General features: G+C 35.0%; 23 protein-coding genes and 1 other RNA gene. 13 read left to right on the forward strand and 11 right to left on the reverse strand.

Annotated features, from left to right (window positions below):
- Nucleotides 1–158: 158 nt before the first annotated feature.
- The 6 genes from ilvC to SLW70_RS13165 form a co-directional block, all read right to left on the reverse strand.
- Nucleotides 159–1,631 carry a ketol-acid reductoisomerase gene (ilvC, locus tag SLW70_RS13140; RefSeq protein WP_320888967.1) on the reverse strand — a complete coding sequence of 491 codons (1,473 nt, stop codon included), beginning with the start codon at nt 1,629–1,631 and terminating at the stop codon, nt 159–161.
- Nucleotides 1,632–1,634: 3 nt separating this feature from the next.
- Nucleotides 1,635–2,168, reverse strand: coding sequence for an acetolactate synthase small subunit (gene ilvN, locus SLW70_RS13145; RefSeq protein ID WP_320888969.1), 534 nt, complete (start codon nt 2,166–2,168; stop codon nt 1,635–1,637).
- A gap of 78 nt (nt 2,169–2,246) precedes the next feature.
- Nucleotides 2,247–3,935 carry a biosynthetic-type acetolactate synthase large subunit gene (ilvB, locus tag SLW70_RS13150; RefSeq protein ID WP_320888971.1) on the reverse strand — a complete coding sequence of 563 codons (1,689 nt, stop codon included), beginning with the start codon at nt 3,933–3,935 and terminating at the stop codon, nt 2,247–2,249.
- 83 nt (nt 3,936–4,018) lie between these two features.
- A complete protein-coding gene (gene ilvD / locus SLW70_RS13155) occupies nt 4,019–5,695 on the reverse strand; it encodes a dihydroxy-acid dehydratase (RefSeq protein ID WP_320888973.1) in 1,677 nt (558 codons plus the stop codon).
- A gap of 34 nt (nt 5,696–5,729) precedes the next feature.
- Entirely contained in the window at nt 5,730–6,848 is a 1,119-nt protein-coding gene (gene leuB / locus SLW70_RS13160) for a 3-isopropylmalate dehydrogenase (RefSeq protein WP_320888975.1), read from the reverse strand.
- A gap of 8 nt (nt 6,849–6,856) precedes the next feature.
- A complete protein-coding gene (locus SLW70_RS13165; protein ID WP_320888977.1) occupies nt 6,857–8,032 on the reverse strand; it encodes a 2-isopropylmalate synthase in 1,176 nt (391 codons plus the stop codon).
- A 154-nt stretch (nt 8,033–8,186) separates the two neighbouring features.
- Between SLW70_RS13165 and SLW70_RS13170 the strand changes: the two genes are divergently transcribed.
- From SLW70_RS13170 to SLW70_RS13195, 6 genes are all read left to right on the forward strand, one after another.
- Entirely contained in the window at nt 8,187–9,731 is a 1,545-nt protein-coding gene (locus tag SLW70_RS13170; protein WP_320888979.1) for a hypothetical protein, read from the forward strand.
- A gap of 147 nt (nt 9,732–9,878) precedes the next feature.
- Nucleotides 9,879–10,829 (forward strand): isopenicillin N synthase family dioxygenase, encoded by a 951-nt coding sequence (locus SLW70_RS13175; RefSeq protein WP_320888981.1) that lies wholly within the window; start codon nt 9,879–9,881, stop codon nt 10,827–10,829.
- Nucleotides 10,830–10,952: 123 nt separating this feature from the next.
- Nucleotides 10,953–11,285: a translation initiation factor gene (locus SLW70_RS13180; RefSeq protein ID WP_320888983.1), complete on the forward strand. Its 333-nt coding sequence runs from the start codon at nt 10,953–10,955 to the stop codon at nt 11,283–11,285.
- 14 nt (nt 11,286–11,299) lie between these two features.
- Nucleotides 11,300–12,169, forward strand: a complete 870-nt coding sequence (locus tag SLW70_RS13185) for a nucleoside phosphorylase (protein WP_320888985.1) — start codon at nt 11,300–11,302, stop codon at nt 12,167–12,169.
- A gap of 156 nt (nt 12,170–12,325) precedes the next feature.
- Nucleotides 12,326–13,177, forward strand: a complete 852-nt coding sequence (locus tag SLW70_RS13190) for a substrate-binding domain-containing protein (RefSeq protein ID WP_320888987.1) — start codon at nt 12,326–12,328, stop codon at nt 13,175–13,177.
- Nucleotides 13,178–13,198: 21 nt separating this feature from the next.
- Nucleotides 13,199–14,131: a transglutaminase gene (locus tag SLW70_RS13195; protein ID WP_320888988.1), complete on the forward strand. Its 933-nt coding sequence runs from the start codon at nt 13,199–13,201 to the stop codon at nt 14,129–14,131.
- Nucleotides 14,132–14,199: 68 nt separating this feature from the next.
- Here the strand turns inward: SLW70_RS13195 and fsa are convergent, their stop codons facing one another.
- The 4 genes from fsa to ffs form a co-directional block, all read right to left on the reverse strand.
- On the reverse strand, nt 14,200–14,856 hold the full coding sequence (fsa, locus tag SLW70_RS13200) for a fructose-6-phosphate aldolase (protein ID WP_320888989.1): 657 nt from the start codon (nt 14,854–14,856) through the stop codon (nt 14,200–14,202).
- A 191-nt stretch (nt 14,857–15,047) separates the two neighbouring features.
- Nucleotides 15,048–16,157, reverse strand: coding sequence for a hypothetical protein (locus tag SLW70_RS13205; RefSeq protein WP_320888991.1), 1,110 nt, complete (start codon nt 16,155–16,157; stop codon nt 15,048–15,050).
- A 17-nt stretch (nt 16,158–16,174) separates the two neighbouring features.
- Entirely contained in the window at nt 16,175–16,978 is an 804-nt protein-coding gene (locus SLW70_RS13210) for an SDR family oxidoreductase (RefSeq protein ID WP_320888993.1), read from the reverse strand.
- A gap of 255 nt (nt 16,979–17,233) precedes the next feature.
- Nucleotides 17,234–17,331, reverse strand: an RNA gene (gene ffs, locus SLW70_RS13215) — signal recognition particle sRNA small type.
- 88 nt (nt 17,332–17,419) lie between these two features.
- On the opposite strand from ffs, the gene SLW70_RS13220 reads away from it, so the two are divergent.
- Nucleotides 17,420–18,469: a glutaminyl-peptide cyclotransferase gene (locus SLW70_RS13220; protein ID WP_320888995.1), complete on the forward strand. Its 1,050-nt coding sequence runs from the start codon at nt 17,420–17,422 to the stop codon at nt 18,467–18,469.
- A 58-nt stretch (nt 18,470–18,527) separates the two neighbouring features.
- Here the strand turns inward: SLW70_RS13220 and SLW70_RS13225 are convergent, their stop codons facing one another.
- The gene (locus SLW70_RS13225) at nt 18,528–18,995 is read right to left on the reverse strand and encodes a hypothetical protein (RefSeq protein WP_320888997.1); all 468 of its coding nucleotides are present in this window, start codon (nt 18,993–18,995) and stop codon (nt 18,528–18,530) included.
- 394 nt (nt 18,996–19,389) lie between these two features.
- Here SLW70_RS13225 and SLW70_RS13230 point away from each other — a divergent pair, with 394 nt between their 5' ends.
- The 6 genes from SLW70_RS13230 (at nt 19,390) to miaA (ending at nt 25,988) form a co-directional block, all read left to right on the forward strand.
- The gene (locus tag SLW70_RS13230; RefSeq protein WP_320888999.1) at nt 19,390–20,355 is read left to right on the forward strand and encodes a Gfo/Idh/MocA family oxidoreductase; all 966 of its coding nucleotides are present in this window, start codon (nt 19,390–19,392) and stop codon (nt 20,353–20,355) included.
- Between the two features lie 431 nt (nt 20,356–20,786).
- Entirely contained in the window at nt 20,787–21,674 is an 888-nt protein-coding gene (locus SLW70_RS13235; protein WP_320889001.1) for a 3-hydroxyacyl-CoA dehydrogenase family protein, read from the forward strand.
- 188 nt (nt 21,675–21,862) lie between these two features.
- On the forward strand, nt 21,863–22,582 hold the full coding sequence (locus SLW70_RS13240) for a YggS family pyridoxal phosphate-dependent enzyme (RefSeq protein ID WP_320889003.1): 720 nt from the start codon (nt 21,863–21,865) through the stop codon (nt 22,580–22,582).
- Nucleotides 22,583–22,682: 100 nt separating this feature from the next.
- Entirely contained in the window at nt 22,683–24,044 is a 1,362-nt protein-coding gene (locus SLW70_RS13245; RefSeq protein WP_320889005.1) for an exonuclease domain-containing protein, read from the forward strand.
- Between the two features lie 28 nt (nt 24,045–24,072).
- Nucleotides 24,073–24,906 carry an ion transporter gene (locus tag SLW70_RS13250; RefSeq protein ID WP_320889007.1) on the forward strand — a complete coding sequence of 278 codons (834 nt, stop codon included), beginning with the start codon at nt 24,073–24,075 and terminating at the stop codon, nt 24,904–24,906.
- Nucleotides 24,907–25,064: 158 nt separating this feature from the next.
- On the forward strand, nt 25,065–25,988 hold the full coding sequence (miaA, locus tag SLW70_RS13255) for a tRNA (adenosine(37)-N6)-dimethylallyltransferase MiaA (RefSeq protein WP_320889008.1): 924 nt from the start codon (nt 25,065–25,067) through the stop codon (nt 25,986–25,988).
- Nucleotides 25,989–25,996 lie beyond the last annotated feature (8 nt).

A 25,996-nucleotide genomic window follows, 5' to 3' on the forward strand; every position in this document is an offset into this window, starting at 1 on the left:
AGTAAAATGAATTACTCCGCTTTTTAGTTTTATTATCGTTATTAGGACTTCGACAAGCTCAGTCTGACATTACTTCGACACCCGACGCTTCGGGACAGTCTGACATTACTTCGACTCCCGATGCTTCGGGACAGCCTGACAACGATATGAATCGTGAATTAAACGATTTTTTTCATTGCAGTCATTGACTCTCTTAACCAAGCTCCTACTTCTTCAACTGGGTGGTTACGGATGATTGCGTTTACTTCGATTAATTCTTTGTTGTCAACACCGTTAGCGCCATCGTTGAATGGACGACCTACTAAGTTAGATGGTGCGTTTTTCACGTAGTCAGCGATTAATGGCTTACAAGCGTGGTCAAACAAATAACATCCGTACTCAGCTGTATCAGAGATTACACGGTTCATTTCGAACAATTTCTTTCTTGCAATAGTGTTAGCAATAAGTGGCGTTTCGTGTAATGACTCGTAGTAAGCCGACTCTTCAATGATTCCTGAATCAGTCATTGCTTCAAAAGCCAACTCTACTCCCGCTTTAACCATAGCAACCATTAAAGTACCGTTGTCATAGTATTCTTGCTCAGAGATTTGAACATCACCAGCTGGTGTTTTCTCGAAGTTAGTTTCACCTGTAGCTGCTCTCCAAGCTAATAAGTTTTTGTCATCATTAGCCCAGTCTTCCATCATTGTTTTAGAGAAGTGTCCAGAGATGATATCATCCATGTGTTTTTGAAACAACGGACGCATAATGTCTTTTAATTCTTCAGAAACTTTGAATGCTTCGATTTTAGCTGGGTTAGACAATCTGTCCATCATGTTAGTGATTCCACCGTATTTCAAACCTTCAGTGATTGTTTCCCATCCGTATTGGATTAATTTAGAAGCATATCCAGCATCAACACCTTCAGCTACCATTTTGTCGAAACACAAGATAGAACCTGTTTGTAACAATCCACAAAGGATAGTTTGCTCTCCCATTAAATCAGATTTTACTTCTGCTACGAAAGAAGAACGCAATACTCCTGCTCTATCTCCTCCTGTTGCAACAGCATACGCTTTAGCTTGAGCTAAACCTACACCATTAGGGTCGTTCTCTGGGTGAACTGCGATTAATGTTGGTACTCCAAATCCTCTTTTGTACTCTTCACGTACTTCAGAACCTGGACATTTAGGAGCACACATAATAACTGTTAAGTCTTTACGGATTTGCATTCCTTCCTCAACGATGTTGAAACCGTGAGAATAAGCTAAAGTAGCTCCTTGTTTCATCAAAGGCATGATAGCGTTAACTACAGCTGTATGTTGTTTGTCTGGAGTTAAGTTACATACTAAATCAGCAGTTGGGATTAATTCTTCATAAGTACCCACTTTGAAACCGTTATCAGCAGCGTTTTTGTAAGAAGCTCTCTTTTCAGCGATAGCTTCAGCACGCAAAGCATAAGAAATATCTAAACCTGAATCTCTCATGTTTAAACCTTGGTTCAAACCTTGAGCTCCACAACCTACGATAACTACTTTTTTCCCTTTTAAAGCAGTGATTCCGTCTGTGAATTCAGATTTATCCATGAATTCGCATACGCCTAATTGTTCTAACTGTAATCTAAGTGGTAATGAATTGAAGTAATTTGCCATTTTTTAATATTTATTTATATTTAATTCTTGTAATAACGTTGATATTTCCATTGGTTCTTTTGAAACTGAGATTCGTCCTGAACGAACAAACTGCATGATTCCAAAAGGTTTTAATTTTTCGTGTAATTCTTCTATTTCTGAACGTCTTCCTGATTTTGAAATCACAAAGAATTTTCTAGAAACTGTAACAATCTCTGAATTGCTTTCTTTAATAATGTTTTGAATCTGTCTTTCGTCAAATAACAAACTTGATTCGATTTTAAACAAAGCATTTTCTAAATAAATCGTTTCCTCGTCTACATGATAAAATGCTTTGATGACTTCGATTTGCTTTTCGATTTGGCCTACAATATTCTGAACCCATTTCTCCGTAGTGTCCACTACAATGATAAATCTAGAAACGTTTTCAATCTCTGATTCAGAAACATTTAAACTCAATATATTAATATGTCGTTTCAGGAATATACCCGAAATTCTATTCAGCAAACCTACGTTATTTTCTGAATACACAGAAATCGTGAATGTTTTATTTTCCATAATTTATTTTTTGTTTAAAGTTTCAGGTTTAAAGTTGCTGTTAGAACTTGAAACCTGAAACATGAAACTTTAAACTTTTTAGCTTAATCTCATATCTGAAACCGATGCTCCAGTAGGAATCATAGGAAACACATTATTTTCTTTTTCTATCATCACCTCTAAGAAATAAGAGTCTTTTGAAGCCATCATCTCTGCTACTGCTTCGTCAAGGTCTTCTCTTTTCGTAACTTTTCTTGCTTTGATATAATAGCCTTCGGCAATAGCAATAAAGTTTGGATTAATCATTTCAGTAGAAGCATAACGGTTGTCAAAGAACAACTCTTGCCACTGACGTACCATTCCTAAAAACTCATTGTTCAAAACCACAATTTTCACAGGAACTTTTGATTGGTAAATGGTACCAAGTTCTTGAATGTTCATTTGGAATCCACCATCACCAATTACGGCAACTACTTCACGATTTGGCATTCCCATTTTAGCTCCAATAGCTGCTGGCAAAGCAAATCCCATAGTTCCCAATCCGCCTGAGTTAATCATACTTTTAGTAGAATTGAACTTCGCATAACGACACGCAAACATTTGGTGTTGTCCAACATCTGGAACGATGATAGCATCTCCATTTGAGTGTTTGTTAATCATTTCGATAGCCTCACCCATTGAAATACCCACTTTCTTAGTAGGTTTCAACTCTTCGTTGATAACCATATCTAATTCTGTTTGGTAATGTTTCTTGAACTCATTATGCCAAGCGTCATGTGAATTTTCATTAATCAAAGGCAATATCGCTGATAAAGCATCTTTCACATTAGCTAAAACGGCAACCTCTGTTTTTACGTTTTTATCTACTTCAGCTGGGTCAATTTCGAAATGGATTACCTTAGCTTGTTTTGCATATGTAGCTAAATTTCCAGTTACACGGTCATCAAAACGCATTCCTAATGCAATTAAAACATCACATTCATTTGTCAATACATTAGGTCCATAATTTCCGTGCATACCCACCATTCCTACATTCAAAGGATGCTCAGTAGGTAAAGCAGAAAGTCCTAAAATAGTCCAAGCTGCAGGAATTCCTGATTTTTCGATAAAAGCTTTCAATTCAGCTTCTGCTTCGCTCAAAATAATTCCTTGCCCAAAAACAATCATTGGTTTTTTGGCTTGATTGATAATCGCTGCAGCTGCTTCTACTTGACTTAGTTTCAATTTAGGCACAGGATTATAACTTCTTATTGAGTTACATTTTTCATAGCTAAAATCTAAAGTATCAAATTGAGCATTTTTAGTAATATCAATCAACACCGGGCCTGGACGGCCTGATTTTGCGATATAAAAAGCTTTAGCCAAAATTTCTGGAATTTCATCTGCTTCGGTAACTTGGTAATTCCACTTCGTTACTGGTGTCGAAATTCCGATAATATCTGTTTCTTGAAAAGCATCAGAACCTAATAAATGCTTTCCTACTTGTCCTGTAATACATACTAAAGGCGTAGAATCGATTTGCGCATCTGCGATACCAGTTACTAAATTGGTAGCACCTGGTCCTGAAGTAGCAATAGCGACCCCAACTTTACCAGTAGCTCTAGCAAATCCTTGTGCAGCATGAGCAGCCCCTTGTTCGTGGCGTACTAACACATGATGCAATTGATCTCTAAATTTATACAACTCATCGTAAACAGGCATAATGGCACCACCTGGGTAACCATAAACCAAATCTACTCCTTCGGCTAATAAGCATCTGATAACTGCTTCTGCTCCTGATATTTTCATTGTCTATCTTTTTTTCCTCCCCCCAGCCCCCTCCGAAGGAGGGAGAGACGAGTTGGATATATTATACTTTTATTTTTTTTGTCTTAAAATTTATCCGTAACACATCCTTCAGATGCACTAGATACAGAACGCATGTATTTAAGCAAAACCCCTTGTTTGATATCTGATTCTGGACGTTTCCAGTTTGCTTTACGTTTTGCAAACTCTTCGTCAGAGATTTTCATATTGATAGTATTGTTTACTGCATCAATGGTAATCACATCTCCATTTTCGATTAAGGCAATTCCTCCACCTTCATACGCTTCAGGAGTAACATGTCCTACCACAAAACCGTGTGAACCTCCAGAGAAACGTCCGTCAGTAATCAAAGCCACAGTGTTTCCTAATCCAGCTCCCATGATCGCCGATGTTGGTTTCAACATTTCCGACATACCTGGACCACCTTTTGGACCACAATAACGAATAATAACTACGTTTCCAGACTTAACTTCACCTGCTTGGATTCCTCTGATAACATCTTTTTCACCTTCAAAAACTACTGCTGTACCTTCAAAGAACTCTCCTTCTTTTCCACTAATTTTAGCCACACAACCTTCTGTAGCAATGTTTCCGTACAAAATTTGAATATTTCCAGTTGCTTTTAATGCTTTTTGGATTTCAAAAATTACTTCTTGACCATCTTGTAAATCTGGAACTGAAGCTAAGTTTTCAGCAATTGTTTTTCCAGTTACGGTCAAACAATCTCCGTGTAGCAAACCTACTTTCAATAAATATTTCATTACACCCGGAACACCACCTACATTGTGTAAGTCTTCCATCAAATATTTACCACTTGGTTTCAAGTCGGCTAACAATGGAGTTCTATCACTGATATCTTGAAAATCTTTTAATGTCAACACAATTCCTACAGAGTGCGCCATTGCAATTAAGTGCATCACCGCATTAGTAGAACCACCTAAAACAGCCACCATTGTAATTGCATTTTCGAATGCTTTACGAGTCATGATGTCTCTAGGCTTGATATCTTTTTCTAATAAAATTCTAATGGCTTTACCAGCATCAACACATTCTTGTTTTTTCTCTGGACTCAAAGCTGGGTTAGAAGAGCTATATGGTAAACTCATCCCTAAAGCTTCAATTGCTGATGACATGGTGTTAGCCGTGTACATTCCACCACAAGCACCTGCACCAGGACAAGCATTTTGAATTACTCCTTTGAAATCCTCAGCTGTAATAGTGTTTTTGATTTTTTTACCTAAGGCTTCAAAAGCAGAAACGATATTCAAATCTTCCCCTTTCCATTTTCCTGGGTGAATAGACCCACCATAAACCATAATCGATGGACGGTTTACTCTACCCATAGCCATTAAAGCACCTGGCATATTTTTATCACATCCTGGTACGGCAATCATTCCATCGTACCATTGTGCTCCCATAACTGTTTCAATAGAATCAGCAATTACATCACGAGAAACCAATGAAAAACGCATTCCAGGGTTACCGTTAGACATACCATCACTTACACCAACCGTGTTAAAGATTAAACCTACCAAATCTTCTTTCCAGACACCTGTTTTAATATCTTTGGCTAAATCATTTAAGTGCATATTACATGGATTTCCATCGTAACCCATACTTACAATACCCACTTGCGCCTTTTTTAAATCTTCTTCAGTTAATCCAAGTGCATACAACATCGCTTGAGAAGCTGGTTGTGTTTCGTCTTGTGTGATTGTTTTGCTGTATTTATTTAATTCCATTATGATATAATTAGTGTATGTTTTTATTTTTTTTTTATACTATTGTTGATCTACCAATACTTACATTATCGTTGTTGAAGTATAATAAATCCTCTCTGTCCAAAATATAATTGATGATAAACTCACCAATTTCATTTGTTCCAAATATTGAATCGGGATTCAAATCTTGCGTGACGACTTTTAGTTGTACCGCTTTTTCAATTCCATCATAGATTTTTTTAGCTTCTTTATCCAATCCAAAATGTTCTAACATCATGGCAGCAGATAAAATAGCCCCAAATGGATTGGCTATATTTTGTCCTTTTACCTTAGAATAAGTACCATGAATTGGTGCGAAAATCGCATGCTTTTCACCTATCGAAGCAGAGGCTAAAACACCTATTGAGCCTGTTAAAACACTAGCCTCATCTGATAAAATATCACCAAATAAATTAGCGGTTAAGATGACATCAAATCTATTAGGTTGCATGACTAAATATCGAGCAGCATGATCCACTAATAAAAAATCCAATGTTACTTCTGGATACTCTTTACTAACTTCTTTTACTACTTTTCGCCACAACCTTGAAGTTTCAAGAACATTAGCTTTATCAACTAAGGTTACTTTCTTTCTCCTTTTTTGCGCTGCCGCAAAAGCCAAATGAGAAATCCTTACTATTTCTTCTTCAGAATAAGAACATAAGTCAGTTGCCAAAGTTCCTTCTTCATTTAAAGTTTTTTCACCAAAATATAAACCGCCAGTCAATTCTCTATAAAAAACCAAATCGGTTCCTTCTAAAAGTTCTCTTTTTAATGGAGAAGCATCTAGTAATTCTTTATAAGGTTTTATGGGACGAATATTGGCGTAGAGCCCTAATTCTTGTCTTAATTGCAAAAGCCCTTGTTCTGGACGAATTTTAGCTTCAGGATCATTGTCGTATTTAGGATCTCCAATGGCTCCAAACAAAATCGCATCCGTATTCAAACATAAATTCAATGTTTGAGTAGGAAGCGCTTTTCCAGATTTTTCAATAGCAACAGCACCAATAAAAGCATCTTCGAAAATGAATTCGTGATCAAAAGCCGTACTAATAGCGTACAAAGCTTTTTTGGCCTGCATTACCACTTCGGGTCCTATTCCGTCTCCTGAAAGTACCGCTATTTTTAAATTCATGACTTTGGTTAATTTCTAATTAAATCGCCTTTCAAGTTGGAAGCAGCAATGATTTGATGAATATCATCATCCATTACTTCTTTTTTAATATCTGCAAATTTCAAAAATTCAAGATAGACAACATCTAACTGTACTTTTGTTAATTCGTAACCTACTTTTTTAGCTCTATAAGCTAATGCTGCTCTACCACTTCTTGCTGTTAAGATGATAGATGACTCAGTCACACCAACTTCTAGAGGATCCATAATTTCGTATGTTTCTCTGTTTTTAATCACACCGTCTTGGTGAATTCCAGAACTGTGCGCAAAAGCATTCGAACCTACAATCGCTTTATTAGGCTGTACCATCATTCCCATACTATCAGATACTAAACGACTCATTTCGTTCAATTGTTTTGTATCGATATCCGTATATAAATTTAGGTAAGGATGTTGTTTGAAAATCATCACTACTTCTTCAAGTGCTGTATTTCCTGCACGTTCTCCAATACCATTAATAGTACATTCAATTTGTCTTGCTCCATTCATCGCACCCGCAATAGAATTAGCAGTAGCCATACCTAAATCATTGTGACAGTGACAAGAAATCGTCACGTTTTCAATTCCTTTTACGTTTTCTTTTAGGTATTTTATTTTTTCACCGTATTCATGCGGCAAACAATATCCAGTGGTGTCAGGTATATTAAGCACAGTAGCACCCGACTTAATGACCTCCTCACAGACTTGTGCCAAGAAAGCATTATCCGTTCTACCAGCATCTTCTGCATAAAACTCTACATCTTCAACATAAGTTTTAGCATGTGCTACAGCAGCTTTTGCTCTTGCAATGATATCTTCTTTAGTTGTGTTTAATTTATAGATAATATGTGAATCAGAAGTACCAATCCCTGTATGAATACGAGGTTTTTTGGCATATTTAAGTGCAGCACCAGCTACATCAATATCATTTTTCACTGCACGTGTTAAGCCACATACGGTTGCATTTTTTACAATTTTACTAATCTCAGAAACAGATAAAAAATCACCAGGACTAGAAACAGGAAATCCAGCTTCGATGATATCAACCCCCATGCCATCTAATCGTTCAGCTATAACGAGTTTCTGCTGGGTATCTAATTTACATCCTGGAACTTGTTCTCCGTCTCTTAAAGTGGTATCAAAAATTTGAACTTTCTCTCTATTCATTTTAATTTATTTAATGTAATTTCACAACTTCATAACAAATATAGATTTCATTACTTTAACAGAAAACACAAAATAATGAAATATACTGCTTATAAAGCCTATTTAAACTTTATAACAAACTGATTAACAAACACTTAAGTACCTGTATTTTACAATGGCTAACCATCAAAAAGATTTCTTATTTGTATTAATAAAATCACTTTCAAAATCTGAAAAAAGGCAATTCAAGATTTTTGCAAGTCGTTTGGAGACGAGTTCAAATACAAAATTTATTGAATTATTCAACATTTTAGACAAATCTGAGGTATATGATGAAAAAATAATTTTAAAAAGTGGCATCATCAAAAAGGTGCAATTATCAAATCTAAAATCATATTTATACAAACAAATATTAGTGAGTATTCGCTTGAATATTCCTAGTCAAAATGTACGTTATCAATTGCGTGAACAAATTGATTTTGCTACTATTTTGTATAACAAAGGATTATATAAACAAAGCTTAAAAATTTTAGATAAAACTAAGATACAAGCACTAGAAAACGACGAAAAATACATCGCTTTTGAAATTGTTGAATTTGAAAAACTCATCGAGTCACAATACATCACACGCAGTATTCAAGGTCGAGCTGACGAACTTGTAGTACAAGCCAAGGAATTAAATTATCAAAATACCATATCCAGTAAATTATCCAATTTATCGCTTCAGTTGTATGGAATTATGCTTAAAACGGGCTATGTAAAAAACGATGAAGAATACAAATATATTGATGATTATTTCGTTAAACATACTTCAAAACTAGACGAAAATAAATTTGGTTTTAGAGAAAAATATTGGTTTTATAATGCCAACTTATGGCGTAGTTTTTTGGTTCAAGATTTCTTAGCCAGTTATAAATATGCCTACAAATGGGTAACCCTGTTTTATGACAATCCAAACATGATTTACTTAAATCCTGTATTTTTCTTAAAAGGGAATAATTATTTTTTAGAGTCGGTTTTTATGCTTAAATACCAATCGAAATTCAAAAAATATTTAAAATTATTAGAAGAAACGATTGAAGACTCCCGTTTTCCATCGAATGATAATATTGCTTCCTTGTCTTTTTTGTATCTGTACAATAACAAATTAAATTATCACATTCTTGAAGGAACTTTTGAAGAAAGTGAATATTTAATCCCAATAGTTTTAGACAAAATAAAACTACACAGTGACCACTTAGACGAGCACCACGAGATGTTGTTCTATTACAAAATTGCGTGTATTTATTTTGGTTCGGATAAATTCAATGAGTCGATTTACTATTTAGAAAAAATCATCAACAACAAAAACCTGACCATGCGTGAGGATTTGATGTGTTTTGCCAGACTATTATACCTAATTGTACATTACGAATTAGGAAAAGATTTTCATTTAGAAACCCAAATCAAAAATACCTACAAGTTCTTACTTAAAATGAATGATTTGCATGAAGTGCAAAAGGAAATTATTCGTTTTATGAAAAACCTGAATTCCATTTATCCATCAGATATCAAAAAGGAATTCATCAAAATGAGAGAACGTTTTATCGAGTTGGAAAAGATTCCTTATGAAAAAAGAGCTTTCCTATACCTTGATATTATTTCTTGGCTAGAAAGTAAAATTGAGAATCGAAAAATTGGAGACATTATTAAAGAAAAAGCAAAGTTGGGGAATCGATGAGAATCAGATATACGAGGTTAAAGGTTTAGAGGTTAGAAGTTAGAAGTTATGACCAATTTTAATAATGTACGCTATTACCCCCCTTCAAACCCTTAAACCCTTAAACTCCTAAACAATTAACCAATTAACCCATTAACGTATTAAAAAATGCAAAATATCCCTAGTGTTGATTTAGCTGATTTTCTATCCGAAGATCCGAAGCGTAAAGAAAAATTTGTAAACGAAATAGGTGCCGCCTTTGAAGATATTGGCTTTGTAGCGCTTAAAGGACATTTTTTAGAACAAAATTTGGTCGATGAATTGTATAGCGAAATTAGAAATTTCTTTAGCCTTCCTGTCGAAACCAAACGCAAATACGAAGATCCTAAAATAGGCGGTCAACGTGGTTATGTTTCTTTTGGTAAAGAACATGCCAAAGGTCGTAAAGAAGGTGACCTAAAAGAGTTTTGGCATTTTGGACAATATGTTGATGACAGCTCAAAATATGCTTCTGAATATCCAAAAAACCTGAACGTCGATGAACTACCACGTTTTAATATCGTAGGAAAAGAAGCGTATCAAAAATTGGAAAAAACAGGAATTTATATTTTGAGAGCTTTAGCGCTACGATTGGGATTGGATGAATTCTATTTCGACAATTATGGAAAAGAAGGGAATTCCATTCTTCGCCCAATACACTATCCTCCTATTACCAGTGAACCTGAAAATGCCATTCGTGCCGCAGCACATGGAGACATCAACCTGATTACTTTATTGATGGGTGCTCAAGGAAAAGGATTGCAAGTACAAAACCACAACGGCGACTGGATTGACGCCATCGCACAACCGGACGAATTAGTGATCAATGTTGGTGATATGCTTTCAAGACATACAAACAACAAATTAAAATCAACCATCCACCAAGTGGTTAATCCTCCGAGAGAATTATGGGGAACATCTCGTTACTCTATTCCGTTTTTTATGCATCCTGTGAGCGATATGCCATTGAATTGCCTAGAAAACTGCATTGATGATGAAAACCCTAAACAGTTCGAAGACATTACTGCAGGGGAGTTTTTATATGAACGTTTGGTGGAATTGGGATTAATAAAGACATAAAATCTACATTATTATTCAAATCTTTACTTCAAAATTTACCGCAAAGACGAAAAGAAACAAAGAGATATAATTCAACACATTTTAATAAAAACCCTAGCGTCTTAGCGGTTAAAAAAAATAGTTATGAACCTAGAAGACCAATTAAAAAACTTATTCCCAGACCACGTTCCTAGTAACGAGCCTGAGGAAATTGACGATTCCCCACATGAATTATACGTTCAAAAAGAACCTATGATTTGTAAATATGAAAAACGAAAAGGGAAAGCAACCACCATCATCGAAGGCTACGAAGGCGAAGACGAAGATTTTAAAATCCTAGCCAAAGAACTAAAAACAAAGCTTAGTGTAGGTGGTAGTTTTAAAGATGGAGCACTTATCATTCAAGGGGATTATCGTGATAAAATCATGACCATTCTTAAAGAAAAAGGTTTCAAAGTAAAACGTGTAGGCGGGTAATTTATTTATTAAAAATGATAGCAGCATCTGAATTAATACTCAATCCTGATGGAAGTATATACCACTTAAATCTAAAACCTGAAAACATCGCTCGTGATATTATTTTTGTAGGCGATCCTGATCGAGTGGAAAAAATTACGTCTTTATTTGATTCTATTGAATTTTCGACTCAAAAAAGAGAGTTCAAAACCCAAACAGGAACCTATAAAGGCAAACGACTCTCCGTCATCTCAACCGGTATTGGTGCAGACAATATTGATATTGTTTTGAATGAGCTGGATGCTTTGGTTAATATTAATTTGGAAACCAGAACAATTAAAGAGAATCTAACTTCTTTAAACATCATCCGAATTGGAACTTCGGGTTCTTTGCAAACAGATATTCCTGTTGATTCGTTTGTAATGTCTAAGATAGGATTAGGACTAGACACTATGCTTCGCTCCTATCAAAACGATTCGGTTACCATTCCAGAACTCGAAGAGGCGTTTATCAAGCATACCAATTGGGATGTCCGAAAAGGAAGACCTTATGCAGTACATTGTTCTGAAAAACTAGAAAAACAGTTTGAAAGCGACAGCGTTCACAAAGGAGTTACAGCTACCGCAGGTGGTTTCTTTGGTCCACAGGGAAGGGTATTACGGTTAGCCATTCAAGACGAAAAACTGAATACCAAAATGGATTCTTTCAATTATAATGGAACAAAAATCACGAACCTCGAAATGGAAACTGCTGCTATTTATGGGTTATCCGCATTGCTTGGTCATCATGCTGTTTCATTGAATGCCATTATCGCTAATCGTGCAAACGGGACTTTTAGTAGCAATCCTGATGATACAATTGAAAAATTGATTGATTACGTTTTGGATAGAATACATATTCAATAAACTAAGGAGGAACACGGATTTGAGAACTTATAGAAATTTGAATAATCTTATAAGATTCTTAAATAGGTTACTAGTACAAAAGATAACAAGTAAAGGATAATACCGATTTTTAAGATTTCTCCAATTTCTTAGATCTGTATTCCAAAAAAAAAAAAAATGACAACGATAAAAATAGCAGGCGTACCCGAACATTTCAATCTTCCTTGGCACTTAGCCATCGACGACAAAGCATTCGAAAAACAAAATATTGATTTACAATGGACTGATGTTCCCGAAGGAACTGGCAAAATGTGCCAAATGTTACGTTCAGGAGAAACGGATATTGCCGTAATCCTAACCGAGGGAATTGTCAAAGATATTAACGCTGGAAACCCGAGTAAAATTGTCCAAATTTATGTTGATTCGCCTTTAATTTGGGGGGTTCACGTAGGAGCCAATTCTAATTTTAAAACCATTGATGATTTAAAAAACACCAAAGCTGCTATTTCAAGGTTAGGTTCTGGCTCTCAATTGATGGCCTATGTTAACGCGAATAATCAAGGTTGGGAAACCGATAATCTCCAATTTAAAATTGTAAATACCATAGATGGTGCTGTTGAAGCATTAACTAGCGGAACAGCAGATTATTTCATGTGGGAACGTTTTATGACTAAACCTTTAGTTGACAAAGGTGTTTTTAGAAAAGTAGCAGACTGCCCTACTCCTTGGCCGTGTTTTGTGATTGCGGTTCGTGAGGAAGTTTTAAACAGCCAACCCGAAATCATTCAAGCAATATTAAATACCATTAACCTAACAACGGCTAACTTTAAAGACATCCCTGGAATTGATGAACTACTGGCTAAAAACTACCACCAAAAATTGGAAGACATTCAAGAATGGTTAGACCTAACCGAATGGTCTCAAAAAAATATTGAAGAAAATTTGTTAAACAATATTCAAAAACAGCTATTTCAACTTAAAATCATTGATAAAATAGGTACTTTTGAGCAAATTGTAAAAACGCTCTAGAAATTACCTTTTTAGGTTACTATGATAAATTTTAAAAACATTTCGATTACTCAAATAAGACAGCGTCTTCAGGTAAAAAAACCTTGGGACGATGTGATTATTTTTGTTTTAAATGTTTTTATAACTATTCCTTTATTTCTTATTGCTCACGAAAATTTAATTGAGCTCAACTGGGTTTTAAATCTAGATAGAATATTGATTTTCATTGGGATAATACTCGTCATTCAGTTGGTTTTACGATTATTACGCACTATTATCATTATTTGTGTTTTTGTCTATATCTTGTTTTTATTCTATGGTACCCTCATTGGTAATTACGGCTTCAATAGCATATACGAAGATTACAATTCGATGATATACACCATGTCTGACAATCCTTTTCCGCAAGATATCATTGTATCTAAGCTCTTACCCTTCCCTAACAAAACACTGATATTAAACGCAATAGAATACAAAAACCCAAAAGTCCGAAATTTTGCTATTATGGCCACTACCAAAAATTTCAAAAATATTCGTGGCTACTCGGATTACAGAACTATCATCCAATGTTTCGCCGTTTTTAAAGAAATCAACAAACGCTGGAACTACGTTAGTGACCCTAAAGACGGAGATTACATTGCGACAGCAAGCGAATCCCTCAATTATTTTTCTGGAGATTGTGATGATCACTCGATTCTTATGGCGGCTTGTGTAAGAGCTATAGGAGGTACGCCACGATTGATTCATACCAAAGGCCATATATATCCCGAAATCCTCATTGGCAAAATGAATGATTTAGAAACGGTAAATTTCTTGATTAAAAATATATTATTCTCAAAAGAAAGTTACCAAAAACAACTGCATTACCATATCGACGAGCGCAACCAAATTTGGCTAAACTTAGACTATACCGCTGATTATCCCGGTGGTCCATTTTTATCTGAAGAAGTACTTGGTGCTTTGACCTTAAACTAAAAAAGTCCCACATCAAAAGATGTGAGACTTTAATAAATCTATAAAAATATAATTTCTAGTATCTAGAATTATTTATTTCCTTTTTCGAAATCAGCAACAAACTGCGCTAATCCAATATCCGTTAAAGGGTGTTTCAACAATCCGTAAATTGCAGATAATGGTCCAGTCATCACATCAGCACCAATTTTTGCACAGTTTACAATGTGCATCGTGTGGCGTACAGAAGCTGCCAAAATCTCAGTTTCGTAACCGTAGTTATCGTAAATCTCTCTAATTTCTTGAATCAAGTTCAATCCATCAGTCGAAACATCATCCAAACGACCAATAAATGGAGATACATAAGTCGCTCCAGCCTTAGCAGCCAATAACGCTTGACCTGCAGAGAATACTAAAGTTACATTCGTTTTAATACCTCTATCAGAGAAATATTTTGCAGCTTTTACACCTTCTTTAGTCATTGGTAATTTCACAACGATTTGATCATGTAATTCAGCCAATTCTTCTCCTTCTTTCACCATTCCTTCAAAGTCCAAAGCATTCACTTCAGCACTTACATCACCTTCCACAAGATTACAGATATCCACATAATGCTTTAAAATATTGTTTTTCCCTGTGATACCTTCTTTGGCCATCAATGATGGATTTGTAGTTACACCATCCAAAACACCTAATTCTTGCGCTTCTTTAATCTGAGCTAAATTAGCCGTGTCAATAAAAAATTTCATACTTATCTATTTATATTAATTGTCTCCTACTTTGGGCGTGCCCCTTCGTAAAAACTACGGGTCGGGCTATTCGTTACAAGTCCTCGTATTATTCCGCTATCGCTACATAATACTGTGGGCTTTCCACTACTATCCCTCACTCATTCTCTTAATCCAGTTTTTGTTTCCAAAAAACAATGCAAATTTACAGTTTAAAATCTAAATTTAGCACCAAGAGCCAAATCAATTCTCCATAAATTCTCCTTTTCATCCTCTTTAAATGTTATTTTTTCAGAACTACCATCAGCATAATTCACAGTAACTTTATTCAAAACAGCTCCCACAAAATTAACTTGAGGACCAACCAAAAAACTCGGACTTATTCTAAAATGATAGCCAAAACCACCAACAATTCCCAAATTACCTCCTTTTATAGTCATTCTATTTCCTGAGAAAGAGGCTATATCTTTATAGCTCATATACCCCAAAGCCAATTCCATAGTTCCTTCACCTACTCGAGCATTTTGACCTTCAGTAAAAAGAAATGAAGCCCCTATAAATTGAATTGCAATAGCATCAGAAATAGTCCCCGTCCAAACAGAGCCATCACCAAATTCCATCGTTTGATTTGATAAAGAGCCACTAGATTTATGAACATTATACTTGAATCCAAATCCAGTATTTTCGTCTTTCATATAATAAGCCGTCAATTCGTAACCTAAACCTGATTTCAATTTTTTGATATATGCTTTTTGTTCGGCAGAGGTATTATCTGGCGTTTTTGCTACCCTAAAACTAGGCCCCACATTAGCAATCACAACAAATTTTGAAGCTTTATCTTTTTTAAGAGTTCCGTTTGTTGTTGTTTCTGTTACAGTACTAGGTTCACCATTTTCAATACGCTTATTTGCTACAAAATCGTTTGTTTCTGTTTGTATTGGTCTTGAAATATTTAAACTGTTCTTCAAACTATCAATATCCTCTACAAACAACAAATCAGCTTTAAATCTATGACAAGAGCTTCCATAAAGACTTGGATAAATATGCTTTGTTATACGTAAAGCATTGGCACCATTTTTTAAAGCTTCATTTTTAAGTAAATTGATCATTAGGTTGTACCCACAATTTACAGTAAAACCAGAGTCACCCGCTTGAGTCTCCCCTATCTTTTTATATTTTGTATTTATAGTCGTATTTTCAGGAATAACAACAACTTCTTTGATAAAGCTTGCTTTTTCTTGTTTTTCAACAATAGAGGTTTTTATTTTTGGAGAACAAGAAAGTAGAAAGCAAGAAATAAAAATGAAATAAAACTTATTCATAAAATTAAAATAAGAGGTTACAACTTATAATGGTTCATTAGCATTTTTTCATACAAAGTGTCTGGTAAAATGCGTTTCAACACAATCGAAAACTTTTGCATAAACGCCCCAACCTTATAATGAACTCTAGCTTTAGGCGCTTGAATAATTTTATAAACAGCAACTGCCATGTCTAGTGGATTACTACCATTATCAACATGTTCATCCATTGTTCTTAGCATCTCTCCATAAACTTTCTCATATGAAGAACCTTTGATTATAGGAGCATGATAACGTCCCGATGCGATATTAGTAGCAAAATCTCCAGGGGCAACATTGGTAATTTGAATACCAAATTGTTTCACTTCCATTCGCAAAGCTTCCGTTATCAATTCCAAAGCACCTTTGGAAGCCGAATAAACCGAGCGATAGGGCAATCCCATATACCCCGCAATTGAGGTTACATTAATAATCAAACCCGACTTTTGAGCACGCATTTGTGGTAAAGCGGCTTTCATCACTTCGATTGGGCCAAAGAAATTAGTTTCAAAGTTATTTTTAATCTCCTCTGTTGGAATTTCTTCGAGCGGACCTGTAATTCCAACACCTGCATTATTTATCACAACATCGATTCGACCAGAGCGACTTATCACTTCATTAACAGCCGCTTGAATAGTGTCTACTTTACGAACATCCAAAGCTAGCAGGGGAAAGATAGCATCAGTAATTCGTTCTGGATTACGACTCGTACCATAAACGGTAAATCCTTTTTGGTGCAAAAACTCGCCAATTGATTTCCCAATTCCCGAAGAGCCGCCTGTAATTAATACTACTTTACTCATGATGTTACCTATTATATATGGACATTACTTTTAAAACTAAGTTTTATATACTAAAATGAAATTCACCATTAAGAAATTAAGAGTCATTAAGGCTTAATTTTTCTTAACTTCTTAATGGTTAAAATTCTTATTATTTACAAAATGAAAAATGTTTATAATTCTAAACATTTAATCCGTTCGAGATAAACCTTAATTTCAAAACGTCCAAAAATAAAAAAATCTTCCCTATGGAAGACTACGTTTGTGTTATTAAAAAAAAGGCAAGCGACCTACATCGCACCGCTCAACCACGTACCCTTGCTATGTTCCCATCCTGGGGGAGTCTGCAGGAGCTGGTCGTGTAGGACTTGCCGGTGCAAATATACAATCTTTTTATATTTTTGCAAGACCTTTGTGCTCTTAAAAATAACATTGTATATTGGCCTCACTAATTTTTTAAAAATGAAAAAACATAACTTACTATATGTCATTTTATTAGGAATAACTTTTTCTAATTGTGGTGGCAAAAAAAAAGGTGAAAATTCTATATTTACTTTTGATTCTGCTCAATTTGCAGCTCATTACATGCCAGAAGAACAAATAGAATTGGGTGTTTTAAACCCAAAATCCAAAGAAATTGACAGTATTATTTACTTTGTGAATGATATAAAAGTAGGAACTACTAAAGGTAGTAGCAAACTTCCATTTGAACTTAAAAATCAAAAATTAGGTTACCAAAACCTAAAAGCCTTAGTTTATTATGAAGGAGAAAATGCCGAAGCTACCGCTAGAATCGAATTAGTTTCGAATGTTACACCTAAATTATTAAAATATAAAGTCATTAATACGTATCCTCATGATACGGCTGCCTTTACTGAAGGATTAGAATTCTATAAAGACACTCTTTATGAAAGTACTGGTTTGAAAGGAAAATCGTTTTTACGTAAATACGACTACAAAACAGGAAAAGTATACAAGCAAGTTGATTTAGATCCACAATATTTTGGAGAAGGAACCACAATTTTAAATGATAAAATCTACCAATTGACTTGGCAAGAAAAAACAGGTTTTATCTACAACGCAAACACCATGAAATTAGAAAAGACTTTTACTTTCGATAAAGACATTGAAGGTTGGGGAATGACTAATGACGGGAAAAACATCTATCAATCTGATGGAACAGAGAAAATTTGGACGACAAACCCTGAAAATCAAAAGCAAATCAGCTATATTAATGTGTATTCAGGGACTTCCAAAATTAAAGCTATCAATGAACTCGAATGGATTAACGGGAAATTCTACGTCAACGTTTGGCAAAAAGATGCCATTGCAGTTGTCAACCCTGAAACTGGTTCTGTAGAAGGAATTTTGGATTTATCAGGTTTGCGCAAATCATTAAACGTTACAGCAGATGATGTACTCAATGGAATAGCCTATAATCCTAAAACCAAAACTATATTTGTAACTGGGAAAAACTGGGATAAATTATTTGAAATCACGGTTTCAGAATAATAAAATACATTCGCAAAAAGTAAATGGGGCTATTAGGCCCCATTTTTTATTTTAAGTATTATTGTCCGCAATCAACTTTTGTGAACTTATATTTTACATTATCAAAATCGATTGGTGATTTTTTATCAAAATAGGATTTCCCCAAGTAGACTTCTATTTTTCCATTACCCAGAATAAGGGTGTCACCTTTTTTTAAAATGGCAATTGGATTTTTAAACATTTCTTTATCATTCTTGTCATGCATAAAAGAATAATCAGCATACAAAGTATCGCCATGAAATTCTCCAGAAAATTCTCCATCGTTATTTGGTTCTTCAGAAAACTTCATGAGCATTGTTCCTGTAATTTTTTCGTCTTTCAATGTGTTAATTGTCAAATCAATCGTATCGTTTTCATACAAAGCTTGATAACACTCTACACTAACTGGTAGTTTAGCTTCCATTTTAGCTTTTTCTTTTTCTTCATTTTTACAACTTGTGAATCCAATAAAAACAACCATTACACAATAAATCCCTATTTTTTTCATAATACTACTTTTTTATAATTTACTACTAATTAGTTACAATATGGCCTACTAATTTACAAAATAATTATCGATTTTAATAATACTCTTACATATACTTAACAAAACAATAAACATTTGAACTTAAAAAAAATTAATAATGCAATGCAACACATTTGGCTTACCCTTAATAATTCCACAATAAATAACTTCCACATTAAACCTAAAACGACTACTCTACCCCTGATAGAAACGGCATCCTCTTGTGTGGCGATAGCAAACACAAGAGATAGAGTGGATAGCAGGGCGATACGCAATAAATAACCTAATCTAGTGGTCCAAAATAGACTCATACTTTCCTTCTTTTCACTTGCTTATTCCAACTATTAATTGTTATTTTTGTACAAACTACAACATTATGCTTAAAATTGGAGTATTAGGTGCTGGGCATCTTGGAAAAATACATTTAAGACTATTACAACAATCTGAAAAATATGAATTAGTTGGTTTTTACGACCCTAATCAAGAGCATGCTGAGAAGATTTCAGCTGAATTTGGATACAAACACTTCACTACTATAAATTCATTAATCCATGCCGTAGATGTTATTGATATTGTGACTCCTACACTTTCGCATTACAAATGTGCGAGAGCTGCTATCAAGTCAGGAAAACATGTTTTTATTGAAAAACCTATTTCGAATACCGTTGAAGAAGCCGAAGAAATTATAGCACTTGCTAAGGAATACAATGTCAAAGGTCAAGTAGGACATGTGGAACGTTTTAATCCTGCATTTATCGCTACCAAAGACATGATTGAAAACCCAATGTTTATTGAAACACACCGTTTGGCAGAGTTCAATCCTCGTGGTACCGATGTACCCGTGGTTCTTGACTTGATGATTCACGACATTGATGCGATTTTGAGTGTGGTGAATTCGCCTGTAAAAAGCGTTTCGGCTAGTGGTGTATCCGTAATTAGTGAAACGCCAGATATTGCCAATGCTCGTATCGAGTTTGAAAACGGTTGTGTAGCCAACTTAACGTCAAGCCGAATTTCGTTGAAAAACATGCGTAAAACACGTTTTTTCCAGAAAGACGCTTATATTTCTGTAGATTTCTTGGAGAAAAAATGTGAGGTAGTCAAAATGAAAGATGCACCTGAAGTACCAGGCGATTTTGACATGATTTTACAAAATGCCGAAGGTGTGAAAAAACAAATCTATTTCTCTAATCCTAGTGTAAGTCAAAATAACGCTATATTGGATGAATTAGAAACTTTTGGCGATGCTATCAACAACGACACTACTCCTATTGTGACGCTAGAGCAAGCTACAAACGCTTTGAGAGTGGCGTACCAAATTATTGATTGCTTTAAGAAGTAAAACACTTATAATTTTTAAACACATAGAAACATAGAAAAAAAGGAGAAGATAGATCAATTCATTGATTCACATAGCTATGTGTACCTATCCAAAAGTAAAACGCCTTTTTTAAGACTCAAAAAAAACTATATCTCTATGTGTTTAAAAAAAACATAGAAACATAGAGACAAAGAAGAAGATAGATTAATTCATTGACTCACATAGCTATGAGTTACTATCCAAAAGTAAAACGCCTTTTTTAAGACTCAAAAAAAATATAGAAACATAGAGACAAAGAAGAAGATAGATTAATTCATTGACTCACATAGCTATGTGTTACTATCCAAAAGTAAAACGCCTTTTTTAAGACTCAAAAAAACTATGTCTCTATGTGTTTAAAAAACAACATACCTTCAATGTTCATTTGTAACTACTAAAATATATTTCCTAATATGAAAAAAATAGCGGTTATTGGCGCTGGAACAATGGGCAACGGAATTGCACATACTTTTGCGCAACACGGATTTGTAGTCAAACTTATAGATGTTTCGGAAAAAGCATTGGACAAAGCGATGGACACCATTGCCACTAACCTAAACCGAATGCTAATCAAAGGTAGCATCACATCAGATGATTTTGCTAAAACCATAACTAATATTATCACTTATACAGATATCGAAGACGGTGTAGTAGGTGTTGATTTTGTGATTGAAGCCGCTACGGAAAACCGAGATCTGAAGTTAAAAATATTCAAAAAAATAAACGAATATTGTCCTCATAACACCATTTTTGCTTCCAACACCTCTTCGATTTCGATTACAGAAATTGCGACTGTGGTGACACATCCAGAACGTGTAATTGGAATGCATTTTATGAATCCTGTTCCGTTAATGCCTTTGGTAGAAATTATCAAAGGAGAAAAAACAAACAAAGAAGTAACCAAAATCACCGTAGCTTTAGCTGAAAAACTAGATAAAAACCCAGTGGTAGTTAATGATGCACCTGGTTTTGTAGCCAATCGTATTTTGATGCCCATGATTAACGAAGCGATTGAAACACTAGAAAACAAAATTGGCGGTGTACTCGAAATTGACACTATCATGAAACTAGGTATGAACCATCAAATGGGACCATTACAACTAGCTGATTATATTGGACTAGATGTTTGCTTATCCATACTAAATGTGATGCATGAAGGCTTCAATAATCCGAAGTATGCTCCTGCTCCATTATTAATTAAAATGGTTAATGAAGGCAAACTAGGCGTGAAATCAGGTGAAGGTTTTTATGATTATAGTGAAAATAAAAAAGCCGAAAAAGTAGCGAAGCAGTTTACTTAAACACATAAAAAAGTTTTTTTTTAACACATAGAGACATAGATTTGTTTTCTTAAAAGGAGGCACTCCGTTTAGAATAGAAAACCATAGCTATGTTTGCTATGTTAAGCAAAGCGACTGATCTCAATGTATTTAATCTATGCCTCTATGTGTTTAAAAAAATATTAAAAATCTGATAATACCTTTTCAATATGTCAATAGCTCAAAATCTTCAAAATATAAAAGCAAGCTTACCTCAATCGGTAACCTTAGTTGCTGTTTCCAAAACTAAACCTGTTGCTGATTTAATGGAAGCTTATGATGCTGGTCAACGCATTTTTGGTGAAAATAAAATCCAAGAGATGGTCGAGAAATGGGAACAAATGCCCAAAGACATTGAATGGCATATGATAGGTCACGTACAAACAAATAAGGTCAAATACATGGCGCCTTTTGTGAGTTTAATTCATGGAGTAGACAGTTTAAAACTACTTAAAGAGATTAATAAACAAGCAGCCAAAAACAGCCGTGTAATCAACTGTTTACTCCAAATTCATATTGCTGAAGAAGAAACAAAATTTGGTCTCGATGAAACCGAATTAAATAGCCTTTTATCTTCTTCTGAATTCCGCGAAATGAAAAACATTCAAATTCTAGGATTGATGGGAATGGCAACTTTTACGGATAATGAAAACCAAGTCAAAAAAGAATTTTTACATTTAAAATCTATTTTTGATAAACTATTAAAAAGTAAAGAGGCACTACAATACCTATCTACAGAAGAAAACCTATCTACAGATCCAAACATCAATACTACAAACTGTAAACTGAACACTATTTCAATGGGAATGTCTGGTGATTACCAATTAGCAATTGAATGTGGCAGCACTATGGTTCGAATTGGAAGTAGTATATTTGGAGGGAGAAAATGATGGATGATTATTGATTAACGATTTATGACCCGAGCGCCAGCGAACTGGCGAAGCATTTCAGATTACCTGAAAACTTATAACTGAAAACTGAATACTTATTTTGTACGCAATACTCGACATAGAAACCACAGGAGGACAATTCAACGAAGAAGGAATTACAGAAATTGCTATCTACAAATTTGATGGCCATGAAATTGTGGATCAATTTATCAGTTTGGTGAATCCTGAAATTCCAATTCAGCCCTTTGTAGTCAAACTTACCGGCATCAACAATGCCATGTTACGCTCGGCTCCCAAGTTTTTTGAAGTTGCCAAACGCATCATCGAAATGACTGAAGGAACTGTAATTGTTGCCCATAACGCAACCTTCGACTATAGAATTTTACGAACAGAATTTCGTCGTTTAGGATATGATTTTGAATCCCGTACAATTTGCACTGTTGAACTAGCAAAAAAACTGATTCCAGAACAAGAATCCTATAGCTTAGGAAAACTAGTTCGCGCTTTAGGAATCCCCGTAACCGACAGACATAGAGCGAGTGGTGATGCCTTAGCTACAGTAAAGCTTTTTAAAATGTTACTGGAAAAAGACGTTGAGAAAAACATTGTAAAAGACTTCATCAAACTTGAAGTTGAAAAAGGAATTGCACCAAAATTACTTGATATCGTCAACGGATTACCAGCCAAGACTGGGGTATATTTCATCCATAATGAAGCGGGTACTATTATTCATATTGGTCGCAGTCGTAATATCAAAAAAAGAGTAAACCAACATTTTACTGGAATCACCCATACTGCTAAAAAAATACAGAAAGAAGTCTTTACAGTAACTTATGAGGAAACTGGAAACGAATTGATTGCTATTTTAAAGGAAACGGAAGCCATCAAGAAAAACCGCCCTGTTTACAACAGGATTCCACGTAAAAACAGCTTAGCCTGGTCTATTTATTCAGAAAAAGACAAAAACGGATACCTCAATCTCAAATTGCAAAAAACGGACGGACGTAAAAAAGAAATCACCTCTTACGCCAATGAAACAGATGGAAAAAATGCCTTATTTCGCATCACAGCTGATTACCAACTCTGCCAAAAATTAACGGGCTTGTACCAAACTAAAGCAGCCTGTTTCCAACATAAAATTAAAGAATGTGATGGCGCTTGCCTTGGTGAAGTTTCTGCAGCTGAATACAATGAGCGTGTAAAATCATACATCGATAAGAACAATTTTGAGAATACCAATATAGTGATTGTGGATAGAGGCCGCACCATCAACGAACGTTCTGCTATTTTAATCGAAAATGGACAATTAAAAGGTTATGCTTTTTATGATTTAAACTATCAAATCACTCAAATCGATATTCTTAAAAACATTTTGATTCCTATGACTAACACACGTGAAACAAGACACATCATACAAACCTATCTCAAGAAAAATAAAGGCCATAAGATTATGAAGTTCTAACCAAACGACCACCATTCAACCACAGATTATGACAAACATAAAATCAAATTACCAGCTTTTTAGACAAAGAGTCTATATCATTATATACGGTACTACAACTAGGGCAGGTCGCTTATTCGATTTTATTTTATTAGGACTTATTCTCCTTAGCGTCCTATTGGTTATGATGGAAACCGTTGCTGGATTTGATGCCAAATACCATTTTGAGCTCGTTTTTCTAGAATGGTTAATTACTTTTTTCTTTACTGTAGAGTATATTTTACGTATTCTCACCATTAATAAACCTTGGAAATACATCTTTAGTTTTTATGGCATTATCGATTTAATTGCCATTTTACCCATGTATTTATCGCTTCTCTATCTCGGTTCAAACATCTTTAGTGTGGTACGCTCCCTGCGTCTAATGCGATTGTTTAAAATCCTAAACCATCCACAATTCAGCCGACAATCGATACAACTCAAAGAAGCCATTAGTGCCAGCAAAGGAAAAATCATTGTTTTTATCTATTTTGTTCTCATAATCACCATCATCGTTGGCTCTGTCATGTATCTTGTCGAAGGCAAAGAAAGTGGCTTCACCAGCATTCCTGCGGGTATTTACTGGACCATTGTAACCCTAACAACTGTTGGCTATGGCGATATTTCACCCGTCACCCCATTGGGACAATTCATAGCGTCTTTCGTTATGATTTTAGGGTACGGCATCATAGCAGTTCCTACTGGTATCGTTACCGCCGAAATTGCAAAAAGACATCAATATATTCATAATCATCCCGAAGCTCCTTGTCCTGGATGCGGCAAGGATGAATATCCTAACAACGCACTTTATTGTCCTCAATGCGGACATATACTAAAGGAATAAATTATTTTATGAAGCTATTTCCAGCTATACACTACAACTCCTCCTCCTTCAAGTTGTATTTCTAAGTCATAAAAGGAGCTCCTAAAGTCGCTCTTTTATAACAAGAAATACTAACTTGCAGTCGTCCGGGGTTTTCGTTTCTATCTGGGCTAAAAACTATGAAGTACCTAATTACCATTATCGGTCCCACAGCTATTGGCAAAACCGCCTTGAGTATTCAATTGGCAAATCATTTTCAATGCGAAATTGTTTCCTGTGATAGCCGTCAGTTTTTTAAGGAAATGAGCATCGGAACCGCTGTTCCTAATCCAACCGAATTGGCTTCGGCAACACATCATTTCATCCAAAACAAATCTATTTTTGAAAACTACACTGTAGGTGATTACGAAAAAGAAGCCATTGCCAAAATCGAAGCATTATTTCAAACCAATGATTATGTGGTCTTAGTAGGTGGTTCAGGTTTATACGTCAATGCTGTTTTAAAAGGTTTTGATGAATTCCCAGAAATTGATCCATCCATTCGTGCCGAAGTGAATGCAAAATACGAACAACTAGGCATCGGTTTTTTGCAAGAACAACTTCAAAAATTAGACCCAACATATTACCAAACTATCACAACCGAAAACCCGCAAACCTTACAAAATCCACAACGCATGATGCGTTTTGTCGAAGTTTGTATTGGTACTGGAAAGCCCTATTCCTCTTTTTTAAACCAAAAGAAAAACAGCCGCTCCTTCACCCCTATCCTCATAGGTCTTGAAGCTGATAGAGCCATAATGTACAATCGTATCAATCAACGAGTAGATATTATGATTAACGAAGGGCTATTGGCAGAAGCCAAAAAACTTCACCCACACAAAGAATTAAATGCATTGCAAACAGTGGGTTATCGAGAATTATTCAGTTTTTTTGAGGGCGAAATCAAATTAGATTTTGCTATAGAGGAAATCAAGAAAAACACCCGTCGGTTTGCAAAACGCCAGCTCACCTGGTTTAAAAGAGACGAAAACACCAAATGGTTTGATTTTTTAACTCCAAAAGAAGCAATCATTAAATATATTGATGGGAAATTAAATCGATAATTTAATTC

Source organism: Flavobacterium sp. NG2 (genome assembly GCF_034119845.1).
Classification (GTDB): Bacteria; Bacteroidota; Bacteroidia; order Flavobacteriales; family Flavobacteriaceae; genus Flavobacterium.

Coding starts and splice junctions, on each gene's coding strand:
- ilvC (WP_320888967.1), bottom strand. CDS start 1,631: ATGGCAAATTACTTCAATTCATTACCACTTAGATTACAGTTAGAACAA.
- ilvN (WP_320888969.1), bottom strand. CDS start 2,168: ATGGAAAATAAAACATTCACGATTTCTGTGTATTCAGAAAATAACGTA.
- ilvB (WP_320888971.1), bottom strand. CDS start 3,935: ATGAAAATATCAGGAGCAGAAGCAGTTATCAGATGCTTATTAGCCGAA.
- ilvD (WP_320888973.1), bottom strand. CDS start 5,695: ATGGAATTAAATAAATACAGCAAAACAATCACACAAGACGAAACACAA.
- leuB (WP_320888975.1), bottom strand. CDS start 6,848: ATGAATTTAAAAATAGCGGTACTTTCAGGAGACGGAATAGGACCCGAA.
- SLW70_RS13165 (WP_320888977.1), bottom strand. CDS start 8,032: ATGAATAGAGAGAAAGTTCAAATTTTTGATACCACTTTAAGAGACGGA.
- SLW70_RS13170 (WP_320888979.1), top strand. CDS start 8,187: ATGGCTAACCATCAAAAAGATTTCTTATTTGTATTAATAAAATCACTT.
- SLW70_RS13175 (WP_320888981.1), top strand. CDS start 9,879: ATGCAAAATATCCCTAGTGTTGATTTAGCTGATTTTCTATCCGAAGAT.
- SLW70_RS13180 (WP_320888983.1), top strand. CDS start 10,953: ATGAACCTAGAAGACCAATTAAAAAACTTATTCCCAGACCACGTTCCT.
- SLW70_RS13185 (WP_320888985.1), top strand. CDS start 11,300: ATGATAGCAGCATCTGAATTAATACTCAATCCTGATGGAAGTATATAC.
- SLW70_RS13190 (WP_320888987.1), top strand. CDS start 12,326: ATGACAACGATAAAAATAGCAGGCGTACCCGAACATTTCAATCTTCCT.
- SLW70_RS13195 (WP_320888988.1), top strand. CDS start 13,199: ATGATAAATTTTAAAAACATTTCGATTACTCAAATAAGACAGCGTCTT.
- fsa (WP_320888989.1), bottom strand. CDS start 14,856: ATGAAATTTTTTATTGACACGGCTAATTTAGCTCAGATTAAAGAAGCG.
- SLW70_RS13205 (WP_320888991.1), bottom strand. CDS start 16,157: ATGAATAAGTTTTATTTCATTTTTATTTCTTGCTTTCTACTTTCTTGT.
- SLW70_RS13210 (WP_320888993.1), bottom strand. CDS start 16,978: ATGAGTAAAGTAGTATTAATTACAGGCGGCTCTTCGGGAATTGGGAAA.
- SLW70_RS13220 (WP_320888995.1), top strand. CDS start 17,420: ATGAAAAAACATAACTTACTATATGTCATTTTATTAGGAATAACTTTT.
- SLW70_RS13225 (WP_320888997.1), bottom strand. CDS start 18,995: ATGAAAAAAATAGGGATTTATTGTGTAATGGTTGTTTTTATTGGATTC.
- SLW70_RS13230 (WP_320888999.1), top strand. CDS start 19,390: ATGCTTAAAATTGGAGTATTAGGTGCTGGGCATCTTGGAAAAATACAT.
- SLW70_RS13235 (WP_320889001.1), top strand. CDS start 20,787: ATGAAAAAAATAGCGGTTATTGGCGCTGGAACAATGGGCAACGGAATT.
- SLW70_RS13240 (WP_320889003.1), top strand. CDS start 21,863: ATGTCAATAGCTCAAAATCTTCAAAATATAAAAGCAAGCTTACCTCAA.
- SLW70_RS13250 (WP_320889007.1), top strand. CDS start 24,073: ATGACAAACATAAAATCAAATTACCAGCTTTTTAGACAAAGAGTCTAT.
- miaA (WP_320889008.1), top strand. CDS start 25,065: ATGAAGTACCTAATTACCATTATCGGTCCCACAGCTATTGGCAAAACC.